Below are 23,445 nucleotides of genomic sequence, written 5' to 3'. Positions count from 1 at the left end.
TCAACGCTTGACCGCGAGGTCCTGCCGGCGCTCGATCGTATGAACGAGCTTCGCGATCGGCAGCGACAAAGCGAAGTAGATCATCGCGACGATGGTGTAGGTCTCGAGCGGCCGATACGCCTCGGTCGCGAGGCTCTTGCCCACGTACATCAGATCCGCGACCGCGACGATTGCAACGAGGGCGCTCTGCTGCAGACTGCCGATGCCGTTGGTCATGAGCACGGGCATCGCGGAACGCAACGCTTGCGGCAGCACCACGTATAAGGTGCGCTGCCACGGCTTCAGCCCGAGCGCGACGCATGCATCGAGATGTTCCTTCGGCACCGCCTGCACGCCCGCGCGGTATGCCTCCGCATTGAAGGCGGTCAGATTGAGACCGAGCGCGAGCACGCCCATCAGAATCGGATCGATGAAGACATCGACCATCATCGGGATGCAGTAGAAGAACCAGACGATCTGCAGCAAGGCCGGCGTGCAGCGAAAGAACTCGATGAACAGTTGCGCCGGCCAGCGCACCACGGTCCAGCGGCTCATTGCGAGCAGACAGAGCAGGAAGCCCAGCACGACGCCCATGAGGTTCGACGCCACCGCAAGCTCGACCGTCACGCGCAGACCATCGAGCAAGGCGCCGAAACTGCCTTCGAGAAAGCGGAAATCGAAGTGATAGTTCATGTCGGCCTCAGTCGAGATGCAGCACTTTCTCGAGGAACTCGCGCGTGCGCGCTTCCTTCGGGCACTTGAACATGTCGGCGGGCGCGCCCTGCTCGACAATCTTTCCGCCCGCGCAGAACACCACGCGCGTGGCGATGTCGCGCGCGAAGTGCATGTCGTGCGTGACGATGATCATCGCCATCTTCTGCTCGGCGAGCTGGAGCATCACGTTCTGCACTTCGATGACCATCTCGGGATCGAGCGCCGAAGTCACTTCGTCGAACAGCATCAGCTTCGGTTCGAGCATCAGCGCGCGCGCAATCGCGACGCGTTGCTTCTGGCCGCCGGAAAGCTGGCTCGGGTAAGCGTGCAGCTTGCTTTCCAGACCGAGTCGCGCGAGATACATGCGCGCGCGCTCGGTCGCTTCGGCCTTCGAGAGGCCGCCCACTTTCACGGGGCCGAGAATCAGATTGCCCAGCACCGACAGATGCGGAAACAGCGTGTAATGCTGAAACACCATGCCGATCTGCTTTTGCAGCTTCGCGTCGATGCGCTTCGAGCGTCCGGCGTCCGCGCCGTGAATATATGGCTTGCCCTGAAAGCCGATCTGGCCGCTCTGGATGCCTTCGAGTCCCATCATCACGCGCAACAGCGAGCTCTTGCCGCTGCCGCTCGGCCCGATGATGACGAGACGGTCATCGCCGCGCATGTCGAGATTCATATGGTCCATCACGACCAGGTTTTCGCCGTAGGACTTGAAGACGTCCCGGAACTGCACGAACTCGCCGGTGGTCGGGGCGGCGTAGTCCAGGACGGTGGGCGGCATGTCGGGTCGGGAAAGCATGGTTTGGGATGACAGCATCGATCTCTCCAGCGAGCGCCCTTCGGGCGCGTGATGTCGATTCTTCGCTTCGGAATCCGAAGCTCGTTCGGTGGGCAGGCTTGACGCTTTTCGCGGCGGCCGCGAGCGTTACTTGTTCGCGACCAGCATGGCCTGAACAGACGACTTGATCAGACGATCGACCGCGCCGCTCTTCACCTGCTCGCCGACGTACTTGTTGAGCATCGCGATGTCGGCGGCGGGCGTGTCCTTGCGGATGCCGAAGGCGACTTCCTGCTGCGCGAGCGGCGGCGTCGGCTGGAGCGTCGCAGCCCATTCGGGATGCGCTTCGGTCAGCAGCATGTTCGTGATGTTGGCGTCGGCGAGGAGATCGGCGCGCTTCGACATGAGCGCGAGACGGGTTTCGTCGTTGCCGGGCAGACGCATGATCTGCGCTTGCCTGATGACAGCGGAAATAGCCTTGTCCTGTGCGGTGCCCGACATCACGGCGACCGTCACGCCGGGTTTGTCGATTTCAGCGATGGTATGCGCGCCCTTCGGAATCTTCGGGTTGTTCTTGTTGTAGACGAACGAGACGTTGTAGTCGGTTGCGGGCGCCGAGAACGAAACGGCCTTTTCTCGCTCTGGCGTGTCGTTCAGCGCCATCGACAAATCCCACTTGTCCGACTGCAAACCGGCGACGATGTTGTCCCAGGACGTATCGACGAATTCGACTTTCACCTTCAGCACGTTTTGCGCGAAGTTACGACAAAGATCCGCAAAAAAGCCGCTGTATTCACCGGTTTTCGGATCGCGCATGACATACGGCGGCGCGACCGCCGCGCCGCAGCGCAGGACACCCGCTTTTCTGACGCCTTGCCATGCGCTCGCGTCGTCCGCATGAGCGGGCGCGCCCGCCACGACAGCGCTCGCGACCGCCAGACAAAGAAAAGCACGACGCGTGAGATGAGCCAACCGAACCATAATCAACTCCTATATGAGGGTAAACCCGTTAATCGATTGCCATGTTCACCACACAGACGTGTGCGTTATGTTGTGTGCAACGATGTATGCATGTTAGAAAGTCCAACCCCGACTTGTCAACTAGGCGATTGCCCCTACCCGTTGTCTTCGATCGATTGGCGAATACGCCGTGAGCCGCCGCTAACGGACGTTCATAAAAACGGGAGGCGATCTCGCCCGATGGGGCGAGTCAAGAGATTGAGCGCCGATGCGCGTTCGCGATCGGCGCGGCCGTCATGCGACATGCGCAGTGCAAAACCCATCGGCAGTGACGATCCGGTTCGCCGCGCCCTATAGAAATTCCAGAAACTCGCCTGCGGGAGAATGCGACCAAACTTTAAATGTATCGACCCTTTATCGCGCCGGATGCACCGGTAATACGGGCTTAATCACGCGCGATTAAAGAATCACGCTCCGCAATTCCAGACCCGTATAGGTGGGTTTTCCAACACTGCGTGACGGGATCAGCAGATAACATTTGGTAACAGTAAAGAGCACCTAAGCATTCACCGCGACGTCGGCAAATGGAGTCGCGTGAGATCGCAGCGATTACGGGGATCGCGTCAGTCATATTTCACCGCACTCGGGCTGTCGAGTCTGGGGACTCGCACGCCTGAAGTTCTTCACCATCCATCCCTGATGTCATGCTGATCGATGCAACGCGACGTGTCCGCATCTTCTCAACCGAATAACATCAAGGCATGGTCCTGAATGTATGGAATCGTCAATCGTCGGCAAATTCCTGAGATTCGATACCAATCGGAGCACTGCTTCCACAAGGCCTCGTTCAGATCGCGATCGGCGCACCGCCTTCCCTAACAGCGATAAGAGTTCAGCGATTCCGCTCGCTCCGGAAACAGAGGCGACGGCCGCGGAAAAAGTGAGGGTGGAAGCCGAACCGCTACCTGCACGCTCGGTATTTCATGAGCCTTGGTGGCTAGACATCGCGACTGATGGCAACTGGGAAGCGGCGAAGGTCCGGCGCGGCAACGAAATCGTCGGCGAAATGCCCTATTCGTTGCGCAAGAAAGGCTTCTGGGTAACATCCAAAATGCCGCCGCTCACGCGTACGCTCGGTCCGGCCTACAAGTCGAGCGCCGGCGACGCTACCAAATCGATGCTCGACCGCATCAGCATTACCGAAGAACTGATTGCGCAGATTCCGGAAGTCGATAGCTTTTATCAGATTTTCGATCCGCGCATTGAAGACGCGCTCGCATTCGGCCTGCACGGTTTCACCATTTCGACACGTTATACGCTTCAGTTCACGCCTGAAAGAGATGTCGAAGCGTTATGGAAGGCATTGAATGGCAAGACGCGCAATCTGATTCGCACCGGACAGAAACTCCTTAAAGTGGCGCGCCTCGAACCCGGCGAATTCAACAGGTTCTATGAATCCAATCTCGCGATTCGCAGCCGCAACAACATCTACGGCGCGAAGATAATGCAACAGCTCATCGATGCGTTCATCGAGCGCGACGCGGGCTATCTTCTCGGCGCGCATGACGCGAGAGGCAAGCTGGTGGCTGCGATCGGCGTAACCTTCGACCGGCACTCGGCCTATTACATTCTGTCCTCGCGCGAGCCCGATGCACACGCGGGCGCAATCAGCGTGCTCATCTGGGAAGCGATCCAGGACGCGAAGCGCCGCAATCTCGTATTCGACTTCGACGGCATTCCCAACTCCAGCACTTTCCGGTTTCTCTGCGGCTTCAAACCGGCGCTCAAGCCCCGGCTCGTGATCGAACGCCACACGTCGCTCTGGGCGATGGCCAAGGCAAGCCAGCGCGTGCTCTTCCGGAACAAGTCCGGCTGGTTCGTCGCGACTGCGTGAACCGGCAAGGCAATTGGAAACGCCGCGCTGCAGATGCATGCGCGGCGTTTTTTGTTATCGGCGCATCCGTTTGGCTGAATCGGATGCGCCGGACTCGAAAGTTATCAGGCAGCAGGACTTCCGGCAGGATCGACAACATCGGCACGCGGCTTCGAAGCGCGCAGCGTCTTGAGCTTCTTCGCCAATACCTTCGCGTAGAAAGCGAACTTGCCCCAGTTCGAAACGGCGATCTGATAGCTTTTGATCGAAGCGACGTTGCCACGGCTCCAATACGCCTTGAATTCCTCCTTGCCCACGCCGAAGTCGAGGTCCATCCCGTTATCCCAGGCCCACTTCACGCAGTGCTCCATCATGATCGCGCCGGGGGAAAACCTCGAGAAGTTCGCGTCGAAGCCCGCGATCAGGCCGCTCGCGCACGTGCTTCCGATACCCACCATACTGACTACCACCGGGGCGCCGTCGAGCGACATCACGAACATGACGGCCAGCGGATCACCCTGCGTGCCGTCGAGCAAGTTGATCAGAAAGTCGCGGTATTCCCTGGAATCGAGCCAGGGCCCATGCTTCTCGACCCGCTCAGCCCATTCGCGCTTGCGTTCCAACATCCATTCCACATAGCGCGCATGCGCGACGCGATTCTTCGAATCGAGCACGCGAATTTCCAGCGCGCCTTCCTTCGCGAAGCGCCGTTCCAGCGCGCCGGGCTTTTTCTTCGATAACTTGCCGAGCGAATTGCAGAACGCGTCCCAGTCGGGTTCCTGGCGCAACAAGGCAGTCGCGCACACATCGACCGTGGTTTCGACGAGACCTGCATGGCGCAACGCGAGCGTATCCAGCCGCGTCTCCTTGCAGACATAGGGAAGCGCAAGCATATCGGCGCGGCATTGCCGGGTTGCGGCGCGCCACGCGGCGTCGATGGCCGTGCGTGCGTCGGCGCGCGCGAGAATGCTGGTGTACTCGGCGGTTCCCGGCGTGAGCGGTTCGAGAACCGTCCATGCAAGACGACGATGACTGACGAGCGGCCAGACCAGCACGAGCTCGCCATTCTCGCGATACACGATGCAGTGCAGTTTGCGGCCCCGCGGCTTCGCCACGCGGGTCCAGCAAAGCCACGCGACCGCGAAGGCCTGATTGTGAAGACCTCCGGCCGATGACCAGAGTGCTTCCCACTCGCCTCGCAGCGCGAACATCTTGTCCGGATCGTCGATGATGCAAAGGCCGGACGACTGCTCCTGGACGCGCGATGCAACTGCCTTGATCGGTAAGTCCGCCTTGACGCTGAGCCCCATGTTTTCCCCGCTTCTTGCATGTACTTTTTTGTGCGGGCTCGCGACGAACCGACGTGATGGACGCAATGGACGTCACAGCCCGGAGCGAAGTCTAGCCGGCAAGCGGCTGAGAAAAACGTTCGATCGCGCTCATTGAAATGGGCGATCGAAAGACGGTGGCCGAATGTGATGTGTGATTGTCGGCGCTGTCATTGCAGCGCGACGCGACCGATGCCGCGACTCCCCCGCGAGCCGCGACATCGGCAAGCGCTTTATTGCGAAGCGCAGTTGAAGCTCGAAGCGCTGTTCACGTCGCCGGAACCGTTATAGCGCGGGAAGGCCGGATACTCGCACAGCGGACGCGTGCGGCCCGGCACGCCCGTCGTATCCGCGACCGTCTGCGCGGGCGGCGCGACGCCTTTCTCGACCCAGTTCTCCATGGTCGTCAGCGAATCCCACGACGCGTTGAAGATGCTGCTCGTCGAGTGACCGTAGCCCGGAATCTCGTAGTAACGCACGAAGTTTCCGACCGTCGACGCGCCCATCGTCTGACGCAGGCGCATGTAGTACTGCTCCGTGGACTGCGTGCTCACGAGCGCATCGGCCATGCCGTGCGCCATCAGGATCTTGCCGCCCTTCGCATTGAACGCGGACAGATCCGTCTTGTTCACGTCCTGCTCGGCCGTCAGCGCGCTGATGCGCGCCTGATAGGCGCCGGGGTTCTGCGGATCGACCGTGAGCGAGTTGACGTTCGGATCGCGCGCGACGAAGTAGCGAATCCATTGATCCCAGAACACGCTGAAGTATGGCGCAGTGGCCGGCATCGGACTGGCGGGCTGCGCCAGGTTGAGCGACAGCGCGAGCACCGTCGGCTGCACCAGCGACGCATTCGCGACGCCGAGATCCGCGCCCCATACATTGAAGCCCGGATACTGCGTCTCGCCGCTGCCCAGCGCGTAGTTGAACGTGATCGGCGTTGCATAGACCTTGAGCGCTGCGATCTGCGCATCGGACAGGCAGGTGTCGCCGGTATCCGCTCCGTTCGCGCATCGCAGCGGCGTGCCGTTGAGCGTCGCGGTCGCGGGATCGAAGCTCGCATTGCACGCCGCGACGTTGCTGATGAGGCCATCGGCGACGCCATCGAGCGTGTCGCATGAGGCGAGCGCGGCATCGAGCAGGACTTTGCGCTTCGCCTGATTCGGATAGGCGCCAGGCTGCGCGAGCGCGCGCGTGATACGGCCGAATTGCAGGTCCAGCGTCGCCGCGTTCCATGCGGGATAGAGCGCGATGGCGCCGTCCCAGTCCTGCGGCCAGCGCTGCACGACCGCCAGCGCTTCGCGCCCGCCCGACGATCCGCCCGCGAAGTACGCACGCGTCGGCTTGTTCACCGCATAACGTTTGTCGATCAGATAGACGGCGGCGTCGCGCGTCTTCTTGAGCGCGTCGCCGGAAAAGTTCGCGACGGCTTCGTCGTTGGTGCCGAAGGAGCCGTCCCGACTTCCGAGCGCGCCCGCCTGGTGACCCGAGTCGCTGCCGAAGACCGCATAACCGCGCGCGAGCGGCGCGGGCTGCGCCGTCGGACCGGCGGCTACGTTGGCGGTGACGCTGGGCACGGTGCCGTCGTAGCCGCCGCCGCCGAACATCATCACCTTGTTGTTCCACTGCGTCGGCATCGCGATCTTGAAGTTGATCTTCGGTGCGCTCTGATCGACCGGCGCGATCGAACCGCTCACGAGACAGTATTCGGGCGTCGCGCTTACGCCGCTGCCCGAGGCCGGCACGGTCGCGGCGGCGCTGACGGTCGCGCCCGTCGTCGGTATGCCGATCGAACCCGCGGGCACGCTCATGCCCGTGAGCTGCTCACAACTGAGCGGGGTCGGCGCCGGCGTGTTGCTGTCGTCGTCTCCCCCGTTACACGCGGCGAGCGCGAGCGCTGCAAACGGCGCGGCGGCGAAAGCCGCGCGGTTGACCAACCTGATGCTGCGAGGCTTGCTGAATGCTCCGGGCATTTCTACTTCCTCCTGAGTGGTGTCGCTTGTCGTGAACGGCTCGCACGCCGCGCGCAACATCGTGGCGCGCAGGACGTTAGCAAACATTCATCAAACACCGGAGGAAAGTCAAGACAAGCTTGCATGAGATGCGCGTTTGCTCGTCATGCATAGAAAACTTACTGAGCGATTCCCAGATAAAGAGAACGTGGATGTACGCTTTACCGCGACTTCAGCGACGACGCGATGCGCTCAGCGAGTTCGCCGAGCGCGACGCTCATCGCGGCGGCCTTCGCCTCCGCGCTGGAATCCGGCAGCGGCGCGCGCAGTGTGACGTGCCGCGTGAATTCGAAGTGCTCGGGGTTTCTCGCGACGAGCGCCCAGGTCACATCGAGCGTCAGTTCGCCTTCATCGGGCAGGCCTATGTCGATAACCGTGACGACGAGCGCACGCGCGTCCTTTGGCGCGGGCGCGCCGGGGAAGATGAAGACGCCTTCGGGCAGGCGCGTTTGCAGATCGCGCGCGAGCGTGAGACGCATCATTTGCGCGAGCGGCGCGGCCCAGCGATCCGTGTCGGAGATCACGAACCGGTTCGGCGCGGGGCGAGTGACGACTTCGGGACGGTCCAGTTCAGCGGGAATGCGCAGCGCGGTGAGCTGCACGGGCTGCATCGGCTGCATCGGCTGCATCGGCTGTATCGGCTGTATCGGCTGCGCTGCGGCCGAAGCCGCCGGCACGCTGTTCAACGTGACGTAATGGGTCGAGGGACTGTGCGCGCAACCGTGCAGCAGCACGCTTGCGACGATGACGGCCGCGATCTTGCGCTTCATTGCGATGCTCCCTGCCTGCCGCGTATGAGCGCCTCGGGATGGCGGTCGAGATAGTCGGCGAGCACGCGGATGGAACGCGCCGCATCGGTCAGCTCGCGCAGCACGTCCTGCAGATTGTTCTGGCTCGTCGCGTCTCCATTGAGCGTGCGGCTCGCGGCGGCGGCCGCGTCGTCGGCGGCGTTCGCGGTCGCGCGCAGTTGCGCGACGAGCGGCGCGATCTGCGGGCTCACATCCGCGAGCGTGCGGTCGATCTGCGCGAGCGACCGGTCGATATGCTTCAGGCTGTCGTCGATTCGGGGCGACGCCACCAGGGCATCGATGCGCGCCACCGTGTCGCGCACCTTGTCGCCCGTCTCCTTGATCGGCAACTGGTCGATGCGCGTGATGATCTGATCGGCCTTCGCGGTCATGTCGTCGATATCGGCCGATTCGACGCCCGGAATCACCAGCACGCCGTTCTCCTCCGCGAGCGTGGCTTGCGGCGCGCCATGCACGAAGTCGAGCTTCACTTTGCTCGAACCGACGAGCGGCGGGTCCTGCGCGAGACGCGCGCGCAAGCCATCGCCGATGAGATGCCGAAGCATTGCATCGACGCTCGGCCGCCAGTTGCCGTCGGCGGGTGGCGCAACGCCTGCGATGCCGAGCTGCCCCGGCTCCAGCGCGATCTCCACGGGCGTGCTGAGCGTGCCGCTCGCGGCGTCGTAGCGCAGCCGCACGCTCGTGACCGTGCCGACGCGAAAGCCTCGCAGTTCGACATCGGCGCCGGTCTTGAGGCCGCCCACGGCGCCCGTGAAGCGCACGACGTAGTTCACGGTCGGTGGATGCTGCGGCGCGAGCGCGGGGCGCCGATCCGCCCCGGTGAAATGGCGCGTCGGCGCGCCCAGTCCCGGCTCCATCACGATCTCGGGACCGGAGATGAGGGCCTTGAGCGACGCGGGATTACTGAGATCGGCCTTCGCGCCGAGCACATAGAAGCGCGTGCCGCTGCGCAGATCGTCTTTCCGCGTGCGGTCGATCTTCGCTTCGACGTCCACATGCTTGCCGTCCGCATCGAGCGCGACCTTTGATACCTCGCCGATTTTCACGCCGCGCAACGTGACGTCGGTTTCGTCGGCCTTGATGCCATAGGCTTGGTCGAGCACGATCGTCACGGTCTCGCCGCCATGCAGCAGCGCCTGCACGCCGAGCCAGCCGACCACGCCGAACGCGGCGATCGGCACGGCCCAGATCCAGCCAGGCCACGCGCTGCGGCGCACGAGCGCGCGCGTGCGCCGCAGGCGCTCGCCCTTCACGAACGGCTCCCGTTGCGCGCGTCCCACATGAGGCGCGGGTCGAAGCTGCGCGACGCGGCCATCGTCAGCACGACGACGAGCACGAACGCCGTCGCGCCGGGCGAAGTGCGCGTGGACGCGACATCGCCGAAACGGATCAGCGGCACGAACGCGGCAATGGTGAACACGTCGACGTTCGACCAGCGTCCGAGCTCGTCGATCCATCGATACAGATGCGCCTTCAGGCGCAGATGCCGGCGCGAGCGCCGCAACACCGACGCGATGAACCACGCCATGCCCAGAAGCTTCGCCAGCGGAATCACGATGCTCGTGCAGATAATCAGGATGCCGAAAGGCCAAAGCCCAGCCTGGAACAGCTCGTACACGCCGTCGATGATCCGGTGCGGTACGTCGCGGCCCAGTTGAATGGAGATCGTCATCGGATAGAGGTTGGCGGGCAGCGTCAGCACGAGCGCGGCAAGCGAGAGCGCCGCCGCGCGCACCACGGCATCGGGCTTGCGGATATGCAGCCGTGCGCCGCAGCGCGTGCAGCGCTCTCCTTCGCAGGCGCGCGGCGCAACGAGATCGCAGGTCGTGCAGGCGATCACCGGTTCATCGCGTCCGGGCCAGCGGTCCGGCGCGATGGCGCGCCACACGAAGCGGCGATCGAGCGTCGCGCGCGTGAGCATCGACAGGATCGCGGCGGCGATGAAGCAATAGCCGCCTGCGCCGATCGTCGCGTGCAGATTCTGCGTGACACGCGCATAGCCGATGAAGCAGCCGACCAGATAGACGTCGGGCATGACCCAGATGTCGAGCCAGAGCGTCCAGCGGTACAGCGTGCCGATGCCGCGAAAGCGCTTGCCCAGCCGCAGCGCGCCGAGCACGACCGCAAGTCCGCCGAAGCGCACGAACGGCAGCACGATGCCGAACAGGCCGAGCAGCAGCGCGAGGATCGTCCAGCCTTCGTGCCAGATGCCGACGATTCCCGATGCGAGCAGCGACGAGCGTTCGCCGTCGAGCAGGCGGACGGACATGAGCGTTGCGAGATTGGCGGGAAAGAGCAGCAGAAAAGTGCTTGCGGTACAGGCGAGCGCGGCCGTGACGCTTCTGCCGCTGCGCCGCTCGAGCGGGTAGTGGCACAGGCGGCAGCGCGCGATGGTATGCGAGTTCAGCGGCGGAAGGTCTTCGAGCACGCCGCACTCCGGACATCCGATGGTCATCGTTATTCGAGCGCCGTTGCTTTCAGGCTGCCTGCGCGGGCGTGGCTTCTTCGTGTCCCAAATAAAAAGTATAGGGCGTTATGGCGCTTTCGGTCGCCGGACGGCTCGCAGCTTTGGCAGTACGATGACCCTCTGACCATGCACGGAGCTACGAATGACCGACCACAACGATCAGAAGCGCAGAGACCTGCATCCCGAAACCCAGATGATGTCGTATGGCTACGATCCGTTCCTGTCGGAAGGATCGGTCAAGCCGCCGGTCTTTCTGACATCCACATTCGCGTTTCGCTCGGCCGAGGACGGCGCGGACTTCTTCGATATCGTGGCGGGCCGCAAGCCGCTGCCCGAAGGCCAGCGCGCGGGGCTCGTGTACAGCCGCTTCAATCATCCGAATCTGGAGATCGTCGAGGACCGGCTCGCGTTGCTCGACGGCTCGGAGGCGGCCGCCGCGACATCGAGCGGCATGGCGGCCATCGCGGCGCTGCTGCTCGCGTTCCTGCGGCCCGGCGATTGCGTCGTGCAATCCGCGCCGCTGTACGGCGGCACCGAAACGCTGATCTCGAAGTTCCTTCCCGAATGGGGCATCCGCTCGCAGGTGATCGAAAACGGCCTCTCCGCGCCGAGCATTCGCGCCGCGCTCGACGCCGCGGCGCAGCACGGCAACGTAGGCATGTGCTACGTCGAAACGCCCGCGAATCCGACCGATTCGCTCTTCGACCTGGTCGCCCTGCGTCAGGAAATCGATGCCTTCGAAACGCGTCATGGCTATCGGCCGCTATCGGTCTGCGACAACACGCTGCTCGGCCCGCTGTTTCAGAAGCCCGCGCAACTGGGTATCGACCTGAGCGTGTATTCGCTGACGAAGTACGTCGGCGGACACAGCGATCTGGTCGCGGGCGGCGTGACGGGCAGCAAGACGCTGATCGCGAAGATTCGCGCGCTGCGCGGCACGCTCGGCTCGCAGCTCGACCCGCATTCCTCGTGGATGATCACGCGTTCGATGGAAACGCTCGTGCTGCGCATGGAACGCGCGGCGCAAAGCGGCACGGCGGTCGCGCGCTGGCTTGCGGGCAATCCGTTCAGGAAGGTTCGCGTGCTGCATCCCGAACTGATCGACGATCCCGCGTATCAGGCGGTCTACCGGCGGCAATGCAGCGGGCCGGGATCGACCTTCGCGTTCGTGCTAGAAGGCGGGCGCGAGCAGGCGTTTCGTCTCATCAACGGACTGGCGCTCTTCAAGTCGGCGGTGAGTCTCGGCGGTACGGAATCGCTCGTGTGTCATCCGGCGTCGACCACGCATTCGGGCGTGCCCGCCGACGTGCGCGCGGCGGCGGGCATCACCGAAGGATTGATACGCGTGTCGGTCGGACTCGAACATCCCGACGATCTGATCGCCGATCTCGCGAACGCGCTCGAACATTGTTGAAGCTATCGATTCGAATGAAGATGCCGTTGCGCTGATGCCGCGAATTTTTGTCCCGTGTGCTTTGTAATGCCGAGTAACAAGGTGGCATAATCGCGAGACTCCGACATACTCAGGCTTTGAGCTTTCATGCGCAGCCGCGTCCATCAACGAACGGGTTCACTGCTGGCATTGCTTGCAATGCTGCTGATCACGTTCGCGCCGGCGGTCTCGCAACTCATCGCAGCCAACGCGCATGCGGACGAGCTCAACGTAGCGCTGTGCTCGGCGCACGCCACCGCATCGCAGGCGCCGGCCAGTCATCACGAGCCCGACGCGGCCGCGCATTTCAACGATTCGGCCTGCGGTTATTGTCACTTCTTCGCGCATGCGCCCGCCGTGTCGGACGCACGCGCCCCGGCCGCGCTGGCCGTTCCCGCGCGGCACGTGCTTGCCGTCGCGCCGGTTCGCAATGAACGGCCCGATGCGCCCTTCACCACCGCGCAATCTCGCGCGCCTCCCGTTCTGATCTGACTCCGTTCGCTCAAGGCGATGCCCGCGCGGCGTCGCTCGCTTTCGCGCGCGCGTGACGCGTGCGAGGGCTCTACACGATCGCTCTCAGAGAAGAACCATGTTCATCGCTTCGAAGAACCGTGGCGGCTTCGTGCCGCCCTATTCCACGCTCGCGCACGCCGGGGCCCGCACATGAAACGCCTCGCAAAACACAGCGCCATCGTGACCGGCGTGACGGCGTTTTTCGCGTCCGCTGCATTCGCTCAGGACCCGGATCAGGCCACCACGCTGCCCGCCGTCATCGTGCAGGGTCAAAGCGAGCATTCGCTGACTTCGCGTAGCGTCACTGACGACAAACGCACGCTCGACCGGACGGTCGGCTCGGTCGGCTTCGTCGACAGCGCGGACTACCAGAATACTTATGCGTTCACGCTACGTGACGTGCTGAAGAACGTGCCGGGCGTGTTCGTGCAGAACCGCTACGGACAGGAATTGCGCCTGTCCATACGCGGTTCCGGCATTGCGCGCGGCTATCACACGCGCGGGCTGGAGATCCTGCAGGACGGCATCCCGACGAATCTCGCCGATGGCAGTGGCGACTACTACCAGATCGACCCGCTCGCGTTGCAGTCCGCCGATGTCTACAAGGGCGGCAACGGTCTCGCGTACGGCTCGTCGATGATGGGCGGCGCGATCGACTTCGTGACGCCCTCCGCCTTCACCGCCGATGCGCCGAACATCGTGCGGCTCGAAAGCGGCAGCTTCGGCACGGTGCGCGGCAGCGCGCAGTTTTCGCGCGTCATGGGTCCGCTCGATTTCATCGGCACGTTCTCGGTGAATCACGCGGACGGGTATCGCGATCACGAGCGCGGCCAGTATGAGCAGTTCAACGCGAACATCGGCTATCGTTTCTCGCCGGATGTGGAGACGCGCTTCTATCTCGGCGCGTATGTCGTCGATCAGAAATTGCCGGGTACCTTGACACTGAGCGATGCGCTCAACGATCCGACCAAGGCCTCGCCCAGCGCGCTCGCCGGCGATCAGGCGCGCGACACGCGCACCGAGCGCATCGCCAACAGGACCACCGTGAAGCTCGATGTCGGCCAGCTCGACTTCGTGACGTGGGCGATTCACAAGAGCCTCTATCACCCGATCTTCCAGGTCATCGATCAGGATGGCTGGACGTACGGCTTCGCGCCGCGCTACTCGGCGACGTTCAACGCGGGCGGCATGCGCAACGACATCATCGCGGGCGCGCGCTTTTTCGGCGGCAACACGCAGGCGCGGCAATACGTGAACGTGTCGGGCAACAAAGGCGCGCAGACGCTCGACTCGACGCAAAGCGCCTATAACTACGAGGCCTACGTCGAGGACCGGCTGTTCTTCCTGCCGACGGTCGCGCTGATGGCCGGCTTCAAGGCGCTGCACGACGTGCGCAAGTATGTCGATCATGGCGGGCTCGCCGCCGATCCGAACTACAAGTCGGCGAGCGAATCGTTCAGCGGCGTCAATCCGAAGCTCGGGCTGATGTGGCAGCCGAACCGCGAGATTCAGGCGTATATCGACATCACGCGCAGCCAGGACGTGCCGGACTTCAGCGACCTCACGCAGACGTTTTCGAGCACCACGCGCTTCACGCCCCTTTCGTCGCAACACGCGTGGACGCTCGAACTCGGCACGCGCGGCACGCGTGACCGCGTGAGCTGGGATTTGACCGCGTATCGCTCGCTCGTGCGCGATCAACTGCTTCAGTACACGACGAGCCCCGACATTCCCGCATCGACCTTCAATGCGAACAAGACCGTGCTGCAGGGCATCGAGGCGGGCGTGTCAATGGAGGTATGGCGCAACATCACGGCCCCTGGCGCGGGCGACCGCATCACCGTCTCCGGCCTGTGGAACCTGAGCGACTTCCGCTTCAAGGACGATCCGGTGTATGGCAACAACCGCATCGCGGGCGTGCCGGTGAACGTGATCCGCGCGGCGCTGGGCTACTCGCGGCCGAACGGCTTTCATATCTCGGCATCGGTGGACTGGGTCCCGGCGGGCGCCTGGGCCGACGACGCCAACACCCTGCGCGTGCCCGGCTACACGCTGCTCGGCGTGCAGGCGGGCATGGACTTCAAAAGCGGCCTGTCGGTATTCGTCGATGCGCGCAATCTGACCAACAAGCGCTATGTCAGCGATATGAGCACCATCGCCGACGCGCGCACGGCGTCATCGACCGCGATCTTCTATCCGGGCGAAGGCCGCAGCATCTTCGCGGGCATGCGCTACGCGTTCTGATGCCGATGCTTGCGCCGTCCGAGTGTCTCTCCGGACGGCGCAAGCTTCAATGCCCCGGCTTCAATGCCCTAGCTTTAATGCCCCATGGTGAGCACGACGCGAAAGCGCGCCTTGCCGCTCATCATGCGCGCGTAGGCCTCCGCGGCCTGCGCGAGCGGATATTCCTCGATCATCGGCTTCACGCCCGACAATGCGCTGAAGGCGAGCGTTTCCTGCGAATCCGCCGCCGTGCCGGATGGCCAGCCCTGCACCGAGTTGCGGCCCATGATGAATTGCGTGATCGGCACCTCGACCGGCTCTTCGGAAATGCCGACCATGATCAGCTTGCCGTTGAGACCGAGGCCGCCGAGCGTCGCGTTCATGGCCTTGCCGCTCGTGGCCGTCGCGAGGATCACGCGCGCGCCGCCGAGCGCCTGCAGCGTTTCGGCGACATTCTGCGCTCCGCTGTCGATGTAGTGATGCGCGCCGAGCTGCTTCGCGAGCGGCGCCTTGTCCTGTCCACGCGCGATGGCGACCGTGACGAAGCCCATCTTGCGCGCGAACTGCACGCCGAGATGCCCGAGCCCGCCGATGCCGAGAATCGCGGCCACGTCGCCCGCGCGCGCGCCGCTGTTGCGCAACGCGTTGAAGGTGGTGATGCCGGCGCACAGGAGCGGCGCGGCGTCGACATCGGCCAGGTCGTCGGGCACGCGCGCGAGCGCTTCCTGCGGCGCGACCATGTATTGCGCGTAGCCGCCGTCGTAGCTGATGCCGGGCACGAGCGCGGTCTTGCAAAGCACGAAGTCGCCATGACGGCAATGCTCGCAATGGCCGCAATGCCCGCCGTGCCAGCCGACGCCCACACGCTGCCCCGCTTCCCAGCCTTCGACGCCCGCGCCCGCCTTCTCTATCACGCCCGCGATTTCATGTCCCGGCACGCGCGGAAATTGCAGGCCGGGCCACAGACCTTCGACGGTGAGCGAATCGCTGTGGCAAATCCCGCACGCCTGCACCTTGATGAGCACGTGTCCCGCGGGCGGGTCCGGCACCTCGCGCTCGACGACTTCCAGTGGACCGTTTGCTTTCGCTACCTGCACTGCCTGCATCGTTGGCATCGCTTCGCTCCTTTTGATGGGAGAAACACGCGCGGCGCGCGTTGCACGCCCGCGCACGGGAAACGTCCAAAGCTGCGAGTTTGACAGGTATCCATGAAACGCATCCGGAGCCCGCTCGGCGCGTCATCAGCACGGCTTGGCGTCGTCATAAGCGCGCGTGATTCAACGCCCGGGCAGACGAATCGCGGCGATGCTGGGACAAATCGTTGCAGCGCAGCGTGCCGAGATCAGGGTTTTCCCTTGAATCCATCGCGAGGATGCCCCTCTTCCGGTTAGCATCGTCGGGTTGTCGCACGCGGGCACGGCCGAACCCAGCGAGCCGCGCTTTTCCGAACCGTCAAGGGCGTCATGTCCAAAATCGAACACGAATTCACGCGCGATTCAGCGAACGAAGTCGCGCAAGATCCCACCCGCGATCCCGGTCCTGTGCACGACGAAACACAGAACGAGAGCCCCCGCGAAGAGGAAGCAAGCACCGATCAGGACGCGCCCGCCGTCGCGCGCACCGGGCCGCTCACCGAAGCCAAGCTGTTCGGCCGCCAGACGCCGCCCGCGGGCGCCGAACCGGCCGCGGCGTCGGCGCCCGCGCAGGCGCCGGCCGGCTTTTCCAGCGGCTATAAGGCGCTGGTCGGTCTGCTGTGCGGCTATGCGCTTTTGATCGTCGGCAACGGCCTGTTTCAGACGCTGATTCCGCTGCGCATTCTGCAATCCGGCTATCCGACGCTCGTGATCGGCCTCGTGCAGTCCTGCTACTACGCGGGCTTCATTCTCGGCGCGGTGATCAACCGCAGGCTCATCGACCGCATCGGGCAGCATCGGACTTTCGTGGCGTTTTCGGCGGCGGCGTCGATTCTCGCGCTCGCCTTCGGCGCGGCGCAGTCGCCGTGGACGCTCGGCGCCGTGCGTCTGCTGACCGGCTTCGCGTTCATGGGCCTGTACACGTCCATCGAAAGCTGGCTCAACGGCACGGTCGAGAACGAGAAGCGCGGGCAGGTGTTCGGCTCTTACGCGGCCATCAACTATCTCGCGGTGGGCACCGGGCAGTTTCTATTGAACGTCGGCGCGGGCACGGGCGCGCAGCAGTTCTCGATCGCCGCCGCGCTGTTCGCCGCGGCCGTGTTGCCGGTGACCTTGCTGGAAGGCTGGCCCGTCAAGGTCGCCGATGAAAGCCTGAATCGCGTGCCCGCGCGCACCTGGCGCGAAAGCGTGCGCGACATGATGGCGGCCGCGCCGCTCGCGGTGCCGGGTTGCGTGCTCGCGGGCTTCATCTACAGCAGCTTTTACGCGATGATGCCGGTCTATCTCGAACGCTCGGGCTTTTCGACGAGCGAGCTCGCGACCTTCATGGGCGTCGCGCTGATCGGCGCGCTCGTGCCGCAATGGCCGATGGGCCGCCTCTCCGACAAGGTCGATCGCCGCCGGCTGGTCTACTACACGGCGTCGATCTCGGGCGCGCTGAGCCTCGTGCTGTTCTGCTTCGATTTCCGCGTCGTCACGTGGGTCGGCACGCTCGCTTATGTCGCGGTGACGTTCACGCAATACGGGCTGATCGTGTCGCACGTGCAGGATCGCACGGAGCCGCATCATCGCGTGGCGATTTCAGCGACGCTGCTAGTGCTGTTCTCGTTCGGCGGCATGACGGGACCGGCGCTGGCGTCGGCGCTGATGACGGTGGTCGGTCCCGGCGGGCTGTTCCTGTTCAACGCGTTGTCGTGCGCGTTGCTTGCATTGAGCGCGCGGCGGGCGCTCGGCATTCATCTGCGCGCGGCGCGCGGCGAAGCTTGATTCTCGATGCTCACTTTTCGTCCGGCAGACACACTTCCTCGTGCGGCAACGCGAGCGCCTGCGCGATGTCGCGCGAAATCTGGCGCTCGTAGGCGCGTCTCAACAGGTCGTGCAGTTCGGTCGGCAGATTGCCGAGCTCGTTCTCGCGATAGGACAGATAGAAGGACCGGCTGAACGCCTGATACACGCGCCCGTGCCGCGAGAACGACGACAGCGGCACCACGCGCACGTCCGGCACGTAATGCCGCGACTGCCACAGACATAGCGGCGTCGTGATCGCGAAGCCGAGACCGGCGGCGACGAGACTGAGCATCGGATCGGTGGCATCGAATTCGCAGGTGCGCTCGATGTTCTCCGCGTTCGACGCGAGATAGGCATCGACATGCTGTCCGATGACCGAGCGCGCGCTATAGCGAATGAGTTGCAGATGCCGGCTCAATTCAGCGATGGTCGTGAAGCGATCGACCTCGAAGCTCTTCGGCAACACGACGAAGTACGGCTCCGAGAACAGCTTCCTGCGGCGAATGCCGGGCGCTTGCGAAAGGCCGGTCGTGGTCACGGCCATGTCGAGCTGCCGCGCTTCGAGCTGGCCGTCGAGCGTCGGCGTGATGCCCGACCACAGGCGAATCTGATGCGACGTGCCCGCGAGCGCCTTGATGATGATCGGACCGATGGTCGCCGCGAAGGAATCCACGCAGCCGAGACGGACGACGACGCGCTTCGCGCGCGTCACGTTGCGCACGCTTTCGACCATCTGGTCGGCGGCTTGCAACAGGACCGTGGCGTGCTCGAAAAGCCGCTGGCCCGCCGCCGTCGGACGCGCGGGGCGCGTTGCGCGGTCGAGCAGCGTGGTGTCGAGAATCGACTCCAGCGCCTTGATGCGTTGCGACACGCCGGCCTGCGAGATCGCGAGGCGGTTGGCCGCGTCCGAGATGGAACCGGCCTCGACCACGGCGACCCAGCTCGCGAGCAGGTCCCAGTCCGGATACTGTTCAGGTGCGGTCTCTTTCATGGTCTGCGGCGAAGTGAAAGCCGAATTTAGCACACGGCATGTCGGCGTTTCAGGCTGACGGGCCATCGGCGACGAGGCGGGAGTCGAAGCGAGCATCGGCTGGCGGCAGGCTCTTGAGTGCGGCGCCGAGCGCGTCGAAAATCGCACGCATGTCGGCATCTTGCGAGTGTTCCTGCGCTTCGAGCTCGCTGCGCCAGCGTCCCGCGACCTCGACCTCGATCACATGGATGCCGCTCTCCGGCAGGCCGTAGCGCTGCGCGGCGAACGCGTCGGCGAGCTTGCCGTTGACGACCCACGAACGCCCCGCGGCCTGCACGGCTTCGGTCAGCGCGGACACGAGCCGCCGGTCGCACGATGCGCCCTGATGCGTGCCTGCATTGCAATCGGTCGCGCCCGCATGCGAGCGATACGGCGACAGCCACGAACTCGCGTGCGACACCAGCAGCAGCACGTTGCCGTGCAGGTCGCGCAGCCTGAGCAGCTCGCCGGTCAGCGCGTCGTGGAACGGGCGCCAATAGCGCAGCACGCGCTCCCCGACTTCCTGCTCGCTCGGCTCGCTTCCTGGCGCATAGAGCGCCTCGCCACGCGACGTATGCGTGCGGCACAGTCCCGTGCGATTGAGCCGCTGCGAAAGCGGCCGATTGTCGAGCGCCACGTTGAAGTCGATCACGCACGGATGCAGATGCCCCGCGATGCTCGTCACACCGCGTTCGCGCGCCGCCGCGAGCAGTGCGACGCCCGCCGGATCGGAGAGGCGGCCATCGACCGGACGCCAGGCCGGATGAGCGAGCAGTTCGTCCGGCACGACCGTGCCTGTATGCGGCGCGGCCAGCAGGATCGGCGCGTCGCCGCGATGAAGTTGTCCGTAAGACGCGTTCTGCATGGGAGACCCTCGGTTCGCGCGGGCACGGCGAACCGGTGCGCCATGCCCACCTTCACAGCGTATGCCAGGCGAATGCGGAACGTGCAAGAGTCAAGCGGCGCTTTTGTTTTGCATAAGCGCGGCTTACGCTGGGTTTATCGCAGAGAACGGAAATTCGCGCGGGCGGAAATAATCCGACCCGCCCCCTTTCTGATTTCAACGTGCCGCGTTGGCCGCGACGTGCGCATTCTGTCTGCGCCGGTAATTCGTATCGCGCGACGCCAGCCAGTAGTACAACGGCGATGTCAGCACAAGCCCGACGAGCCACGAGAGATCCGCGCCATCGAGATACTGCGGCACCGGCCCGGCGTACATCGGCGTATTCATGAACGGAATCTGCACGGCGATGCCGATCGCATAAGCGATCAGCGCCTGCGGATTGAAGCGGCCGTAGACGCCGCCATCCACTTGAAAGATCGACTGGATGTCGTACTTGCCCTTGTGGATCACGTAGAAGTCGATCAGGTTGATGGCGGTCCAGGGCACGAGCACGACGAGCAGCGCGAGCACGAGGTCGACGAGATTGGCGACGAAGTTGGTCGATGCGCCGATCGCGCCATAGCAGCACGCGATCAGAATCACGAAGGACAGTACCGCGCGCGCACGCGCGGTCGGAATCCATCGATACGCGAAGGTCTGCAGCGACGTGATCACCGCGAGCACCGCGCCGTACAGGTTCAGCGCGTTGTGACTGATCACGCTCAACAGGAACAGCACGAGCATCGGCAGGCCGAGCGGACCGGTCGCCTGATGCACGGCGTCCATTGCATCGACGCCCGGCGGCACGGCGAGCACCGCGACCGCGCCGAACACGAAGGCGAGCGTCGAGCCGATCGTGCAGCCGAGATAAGTCGCCCAGAACGTGGACGAGACGCGCACGTTCGACGGCAGATAGCGCGAGTAATCCGATACGTAGGGCGCAAAAGCAATCTGCCACAGCGCCGACAGTGAAACGGTCGCGAGCCAGCCGGCGAAATTGAAGCCGCCGCGCGTGAGGAAATCGCCCGTCGAAACATGCGTGAGGATGTAGCCGAAGCCCACGCAGATGCCGATGCCGAGCACCCATGTCCCGATGCGATTCAGGATATGGATGAAGCGATATCCGATGATGCCGATCAGCCCCGACCCCAGCGCGCCGATCACGATGCCCACGGGCACCGACACCGAACTCTCGATGCCATGCAGCGACTTGCCCGCCAGCACGATATTCGACGCGAAGAAGCCGACATACATCACGCCCGCGATCACGGTGACGAGCAGCGCGCCCCATGTCCCGAACTGCGCGCGGCTCTGGATCATCTGCGGGATGCCCATCTGCGGCCCCTGCGCGGAGTGAAGCGCCATCAGCACGCCGCCCACCGCCTGCCCGACGATGATCGCGACGATGCCCCACAGCAAATTCAGATGAAACATCTGCACGCCGAGCGCCCCGGTCACGATGGGCAGCGGCGCGATGTTGCCGCCGAACCATAGCGTGAAGAGATCGCGCACCTTGCCGTGCCGATCCTCGGGCGGCACATAGCCGATGGTGTGCTTCTCGATCAGCGTAGAAGCGTTGCGTTGCGGAGTGTTCAAAGTCGTCTCCTGTTTCGTGCGCGTCGATGCGCGCTTAAGATTCGATGGCAAAGCGATGCCATGACGCGCGAAGGCGTCGGGATCGCACGAGGCGTGAATGAAATCAGTCTTGAGTCGAGAGGTAATCGGCGAGCCGCGTCATCATGGCGCCGCATTCATCGAGTTGTTCGACGCTCACGAACTCGTCCGGCTTGTGGCCCTGATCCATGCTGCCGGGACCGCAGACGATCGTCGGTATGCCGGCCTGATCGAACAGGCCGCCCTCGGTGCCGAAGGCGACCGTGCCGAAATCGACCGATCCGGTCAGCCGCGAAAGCAGACGCGCCGCCTCGCTTTCTGGCGACGTGGCCAAACCCGGATACGCGGAAAGCGGTTCGAGGCGAATGTCGGTATCGGACTTCACGGCGCGCATCTTGGGCAGCAGTTCGGCTTGCGCGTAGGTCAGCAATTCATCGGCGACGCGGTTCGCATCGAAGCCGGGAAGCGCGCGCACTTCGAAATCGAATTCGCATTCGGCAGGCACGATGTTGAGCGCGCGGCCGCCCTTGATCACACCTGTCTGCACGGTGGAATACGGCGGGTCGAAACGTTCGTCGTGATGCTCGGGTTGCGCCAGCCGATCGCCGATTTCGTCGAGCCGGTTGATCAGACGCGCTGCGTATTGAATCGCGTTGACGCCGTAGGGTGCATAAGCGGAATGGCACGGCGCGCCCTTCACCTGACAGCGCATCGCGAGCTTGCCCTTATGGCCGAGCACCGGCTTCAATGAAGTCGGTTCGCCGATCAGACACAGCAGCGGCTTGTGCGGGCGTTTCGCGAGTTCTTCGAGCATCGGCCGCACGCCCAGACAGCCGACTTCTTCGTCGTATGAGAACGCGAGATGAATCGGCAATCTGAGCGCGCGTTGCCTGAACATCGGCACGGCGGCGAGCACGCAGGCGAGAAAGCCCTTCATGTCGGCGGCGCCGCGTCCGTACAGGCGAGCGTCCTTCTCGACGAGACGAAACGGATCGACCGTCCATGGCTGGCCATCGACCGGCACGACATCCGTATGTCCCGACAGCACGATGCCGCCGCGATCGCGCGGGCCGATCGTCGCGAACAGGTTCGCCTTCGTGCGTGCGTCGTTGTAAAACAGTTCGCTCTCGACGCCGCATTCCGCGAGGTACCCGCGCACGAACTCGATCAACGCGAGATTCGAATCGCGGCTGACCGTCGCGAAGCCGATCAGCCGTTCGAGCAGATCGCGGCTCGTCATGTCATTCATCGCCCGGCACTCCGTAGCTCGGCGCGGCGGTCGGGTTCAACGCGCGCGTCACGTAGTCCCGCATCTGCGGCTCGTACGCGCGCCATAGCGCTTCGAGCTTGCCGATGGGATCGTCGTCCGCCCAGTCGACGCGCAGATCGACGAGCGGCCAGCTCATCTCCCCCGCGATCTTCAGCGCGGCCGAATGCACGGGGCCCGCTTCGCCACCTTGCGCCATGGCGGCCCGCATCGCCGCGAGCAGACGCTCCGGGAGCGCGCCGGAGGTGTTTTCGAACGCGGAAATCATCGCTTCGATCACCTCGCGGCTCGCGAGCATGTTGCCCGCCGCGACGCATTGATTGCCCGCGACCGCGTGATACGTGCCGAGCGCTTCCTTGCCGCTGAAAAACGCCGTGCGGCCTTGCGCGTCGACCACGGTCACCTGCCGATACTCGCTCCATTCGTTCGCGCCCAATGCGCGATCCAGCGCCGTGGCCGGATCGAGCTTCGCGCCTTGCAGATGATCGAGCACCTGCGGCCCCAGCGCGGGCAGCGTGACGTTTTGCGTCGCGACCGCCCCGACACCCGCGCGCACCCACGGACAGCGCGCGCCCACCGCGATGCTCGACGAGCTGATCGCAATGCCAAGCTGTCCGGTCTCTTCACAACGTCCGACGATCGAGAAAGTCATGTGCGCTCCGT

19 protein-coding genes are annotated in these 23,445 nt (G+C 64.2%); 5 read left to right on the top strand and 14 right to left on the bottom strand.

Annotated features, from left to right (window positions below; all coding sequences use genetic code 11):
* From AWB79_RS26055 to AWB79_RS26045, 3 genes are all read right to left on the bottom strand, one after another.
* The gene (locus AWB79_RS26055; RefSeq protein WP_061170317.1) at window positions 1-672 is read right to left on the bottom strand and encodes an amino acid ABC transporter permease; all 672 of its coding nucleotides are present in this window, start codon (window positions 670-672) and stop codon (window positions 1-3) included.
* A 7-nt stretch (window positions 673-679) separates the two neighbouring features.
* Window positions 680-1,513 carry an amino acid ABC transporter ATP-binding protein gene (locus AWB79_RS26050; RefSeq protein WP_061170316.1) on the bottom strand — a complete coding sequence of 278 codons (834 nt, stop codon included), beginning with the start codon at window positions 1,511-1,513 and terminating at the stop codon, window positions 680-682.
* Window positions 1,514-1,621: 108 nt separating this feature from the next.
* Window positions 1,622-2,455: a transporter substrate-binding domain-containing protein gene (locus AWB79_RS26045; protein ID WP_061170315.1), complete on the bottom strand. Its 834-nt coding sequence runs from the start codon at window positions 2,453-2,455 to the stop codon at window positions 1,622-1,624.
* A 925-nt stretch (window positions 2,456-3,380) separates the two neighbouring features.
* On the opposite strand from AWB79_RS26045, the gene AWB79_RS26040 reads away from it, so the two are divergent.
* Window positions 3,381-4,328 (top strand): GNAT family N-acetyltransferase, encoded by a 948-nt coding sequence (locus AWB79_RS26040; RefSeq protein WP_232471019.1) that lies wholly within the window; start codon window positions 3,381-3,383, stop codon window positions 4,326-4,328.
* Window positions 4,329-4,432: 104 nt separating this feature from the next.
* Here the strand turns inward: AWB79_RS26040 and AWB79_RS26035 are convergent, their stop codons facing one another.
* The 5 genes from AWB79_RS26035 to AWB79_RS26015 all read right to left on the bottom strand — a co-directional run bounded on the left by AWB79_RS26035 (window position 4,433) and on the right by AWB79_RS26015 (window position 10,908).
* Window positions 4,433-5,617 carry a GNAT family N-acetyltransferase gene (locus tag AWB79_RS26035; RefSeq protein ID WP_061170313.1) on the bottom strand — a complete coding sequence of 395 codons (1,185 nt, stop codon included), beginning with the start codon at window positions 5,615-5,617 and terminating at the stop codon, window positions 4,433-4,435.
* 251 nt (window positions 5,618-5,868) lie between these two features.
* Complete coding sequence (locus tag AWB79_RS26030) at window positions 5,869-7,605, bottom strand: tannase/feruloyl esterase family alpha/beta hydrolase (protein WP_061170346.1); 1,737 nt, start codon at window positions 7,603-7,605, stop codon at window positions 5,869-5,871.
* A gap of 200 nt (window positions 7,606-7,805) precedes the next feature.
* A complete protein-coding gene (locus tag AWB79_RS26025; protein ID WP_061170312.1) occupies window positions 7,806-8,414 on the bottom strand; it encodes a PqiC family protein in 609 nt (202 codons plus the stop codon).
* The gene (locus tag AWB79_RS26020) at window positions 8,411-9,706 is read right to left on the bottom strand and encodes an MlaD family protein (protein ID WP_061170345.1); all 1,296 of its coding nucleotides are present in this window, start codon (window positions 9,704-9,706) and stop codon (window positions 8,411-8,413) included. Before AWB79_RS26020 ends, AWB79_RS26025 begins: the two co-directional genes overlap by 4 nt.
* The gene (locus tag AWB79_RS26015; RefSeq protein ID WP_061170311.1) at window positions 9,703-10,908 is read right to left on the bottom strand and encodes a paraquat-inducible protein A; all 1,206 of its coding nucleotides are present in this window, start codon (window positions 10,906-10,908) and stop codon (window positions 9,703-9,705) included. The genes AWB79_RS26020 and AWB79_RS26015 overlap by 4 nt, the downstream gene beginning before the upstream one ends.
* Window positions 10,909-11,062: 154 nt before the next feature.
* Between AWB79_RS26015 and AWB79_RS26010 the strand changes: the two genes are divergently transcribed.
* The 3 genes from AWB79_RS26010 to AWB79_RS26000 all read left to right on the top strand — a co-directional run bounded on the left by AWB79_RS26010 (window position 11,063) and on the right by AWB79_RS26000 (window position 15,109).
* Window positions 11,063-12,334, top strand: coding sequence for a cystathionine gamma-synthase family protein (locus tag AWB79_RS26010; RefSeq protein ID WP_061170310.1), 1,272 nt, complete (start codon window positions 11,063-11,065; stop codon window positions 12,332-12,334).
* Between the two features lie 126 nt (window positions 12,335-12,460).
* Window positions 12,461-12,844: a DUF2946 domain-containing protein gene (locus tag AWB79_RS26005; RefSeq protein ID WP_061170309.1), complete on the top strand. Its 384-nt coding sequence runs from the start codon at window positions 12,461-12,463 to the stop codon at window positions 12,842-12,844.
* A 171-nt stretch (window positions 12,845-13,015) separates the two neighbouring features.
* Window positions 13,016-15,109: a TonB-dependent receptor family protein gene (locus tag AWB79_RS26000; RefSeq protein ID WP_061170308.1), complete on the top strand. Its 2,094-nt coding sequence runs from the start codon at window positions 13,016-13,018 to the stop codon at window positions 15,107-15,109.
* Window positions 15,110-15,183: 74 nt separating this feature from the next.
* Here AWB79_RS26000 and AWB79_RS25995 read toward each other — a convergent pair whose 3' ends face one another.
* Window positions 15,184-16,203 (bottom strand): alcohol dehydrogenase, encoded by a 1,020-nt coding sequence (locus tag AWB79_RS25995; protein ID WP_061170307.1) that lies wholly within the window; start codon window positions 16,201-16,203, stop codon window positions 15,184-15,186.
* Window positions 16,204-16,551: 348 nt separating this feature from the next.
* Between AWB79_RS25995 and AWB79_RS25990 the strand changes: the two genes are divergently transcribed.
* Entirely contained in the window at window positions 16,552-17,988 is a 1,437-nt protein-coding gene (locus AWB79_RS25990) for an MFS transporter (RefSeq protein ID WP_061170306.1), read from the top strand.
* A gap of 10 nt (window positions 17,989-17,998) precedes the next feature.
* Here the strand turns inward: AWB79_RS25990 and AWB79_RS25985 are convergent, their stop codons facing one another.
* The 5 genes from AWB79_RS25985 to AWB79_RS25965 all read right to left on the bottom strand — a co-directional run bounded on the left by AWB79_RS25985 (window position 17,999) and on the right by AWB79_RS25965 (window position 23,434).
* A complete protein-coding gene (locus AWB79_RS25985; RefSeq protein WP_061170305.1) occupies window positions 17,999-19,000 on the bottom strand; it encodes a LysR family transcriptional regulator in 1,002 nt (333 codons plus the stop codon).
* A 49-nt stretch (window positions 19,001-19,049) separates the two neighbouring features.
* Window positions 19,050-19,883 (bottom strand): N-formylglutamate amidohydrolase, encoded by an 834-nt coding sequence (locus tag AWB79_RS25980; protein ID WP_061170304.1) that lies wholly within the window; start codon window positions 19,881-19,883, stop codon window positions 19,050-19,052.
* Between the two features lie 195 nt (window positions 19,884-20,078).
* On the bottom strand, window positions 20,079-21,497 hold the full coding sequence (locus AWB79_RS25975; protein ID WP_096031613.1) for a purine-cytosine permease family protein: 1,419 nt from the start codon (window positions 21,495-21,497) through the stop codon (window positions 20,079-20,081).
* 103 nt (window positions 21,498-21,600) lie between these two features.
* Window positions 21,601-22,764 carry an acetylornithine deacetylase gene (gene argE, locus AWB79_RS25970; protein ID WP_061170302.1) on the bottom strand — a complete coding sequence of 388 codons (1,164 nt, stop codon included), beginning with the start codon at window positions 22,762-22,764 and terminating at the stop codon, window positions 21,601-21,603.
* A complete protein-coding gene (locus tag AWB79_RS25965; protein WP_061170301.1) occupies window positions 22,757-23,434 on the bottom strand; it encodes a DUF1028 domain-containing protein in 678 nt (225 codons plus the stop codon). The genes argE and AWB79_RS25965 overlap by 8 nt, the downstream gene beginning before the upstream one ends.
* Window positions 23,435-23,445 lie beyond the last annotated feature (11 nt).

The organism is Caballeronia hypogeia (assembly GCF_001544875.2).
GTDB lineage: Bacteria > Pseudomonadota > Gammaproteobacteria > Burkholderiales > Burkholderiaceae > Caballeronia > Caballeronia hypogeia.
The sequence above is the reverse complement of the archived record's forward strand: the minus strand, read 5'-3'. Positions and strand labels throughout refer to the sequence as shown.

Excerpts from the sequence above, each read along its gene's own strand:
- AWB79_RS26055 (WP_061170317.1), bottom strand. The coding sequence starts at position 672 with ATGAACTATCACTTCGATTTCCGCTTTCTCGAAGGCAGTTTCGGCGCC.
- AWB79_RS26050 (WP_061170316.1), bottom strand. The coding sequence starts at position 1,513 with ATGCTGTCATCCCAAACCATGCTTTCCCGACCCGACATGCCGCCCACC.
- AWB79_RS26045 (WP_061170315.1), bottom strand. The coding sequence starts at position 2,455 with ATGGTTCGGTTGGCTCATCTCACGCGTCGTGCTTTTCTTTGTCTGGCG.
- AWB79_RS26035 (WP_061170313.1), bottom strand. The coding sequence starts at position 5,617 with ATGGGGCTCAGCGTCAAGGCGGACTTACCGATCAAGGCAGTTGCATCG.
- AWB79_RS26030 (WP_061170346.1), bottom strand. The coding sequence starts at position 7,605 with ATGCCCGGAGCATTCAGCAAGCCTCGCAGCATCAGGTTGGTCAACCGC.
- AWB79_RS26025 (WP_061170312.1), bottom strand. The coding sequence starts at position 8,414 with ATGAAGCGCAAGATCGCGGCCGTCATCGTCGCAAGCGTGCTGCTGCAC.
- AWB79_RS26015 (WP_061170311.1), bottom strand. The coding sequence starts at position 10,908 with ATGACCATCGGATGTCCGGAGTGCGGCGTGCTCGAAGACCTTCCGCCG.
- AWB79_RS26010 (WP_061170310.1), top strand. The coding sequence starts at position 11,063 with ATGACCGACCACAACGATCAGAAGCGCAGAGACCTGCATCCCGAAACC.
- AWB79_RS26005 (WP_061170309.1), top strand. The coding sequence starts at position 12,461 with ATGCGCAGCCGCGTCCATCAACGAACGGGTTCACTGCTGGCATTGCTT.
- AWB79_RS26000 (WP_061170308.1), top strand. The coding sequence starts at position 13,016 with ATGAAACGCCTCGCAAAACACAGCGCCATCGTGACCGGCGTGACGGCG.
- AWB79_RS25995 (WP_061170307.1), bottom strand. The coding sequence starts at position 16,203 with ATGCCAACGATGCAGGCAGTGCAGGTAGCGAAAGCAAACGGTCCACTG.
- AWB79_RS25990 (WP_061170306.1), top strand. The coding sequence starts at position 16,552 with ATGTCCAAAATCGAACACGAATTCACGCGCGATTCAGCGAACGAAGTC.
- AWB79_RS25985 (WP_061170305.1), bottom strand. The coding sequence starts at position 19,000 with ATGAAAGAGACCGCACCTGAACAGTATCCGGACTGGGACCTGCTCGCG.
- AWB79_RS25980 (WP_061170304.1), bottom strand. The coding sequence starts at position 19,883 with ATGCAGAACGCGTCTTACGGACAACTTCATCGCGGCGACGCGCCGATC.
- argE (WP_061170302.1), bottom strand. The coding sequence starts at position 22,764 with ATGAATGACATGACGAGCCGCGATCTGCTCGAACGGCTGATCGGCTTC.
- AWB79_RS25965 (WP_061170301.1), bottom strand. The coding sequence starts at position 23,434 with ATGACTTTCTCGATCGTCGGACGTTGTGAAGAGACCGGACAGCTTGGC.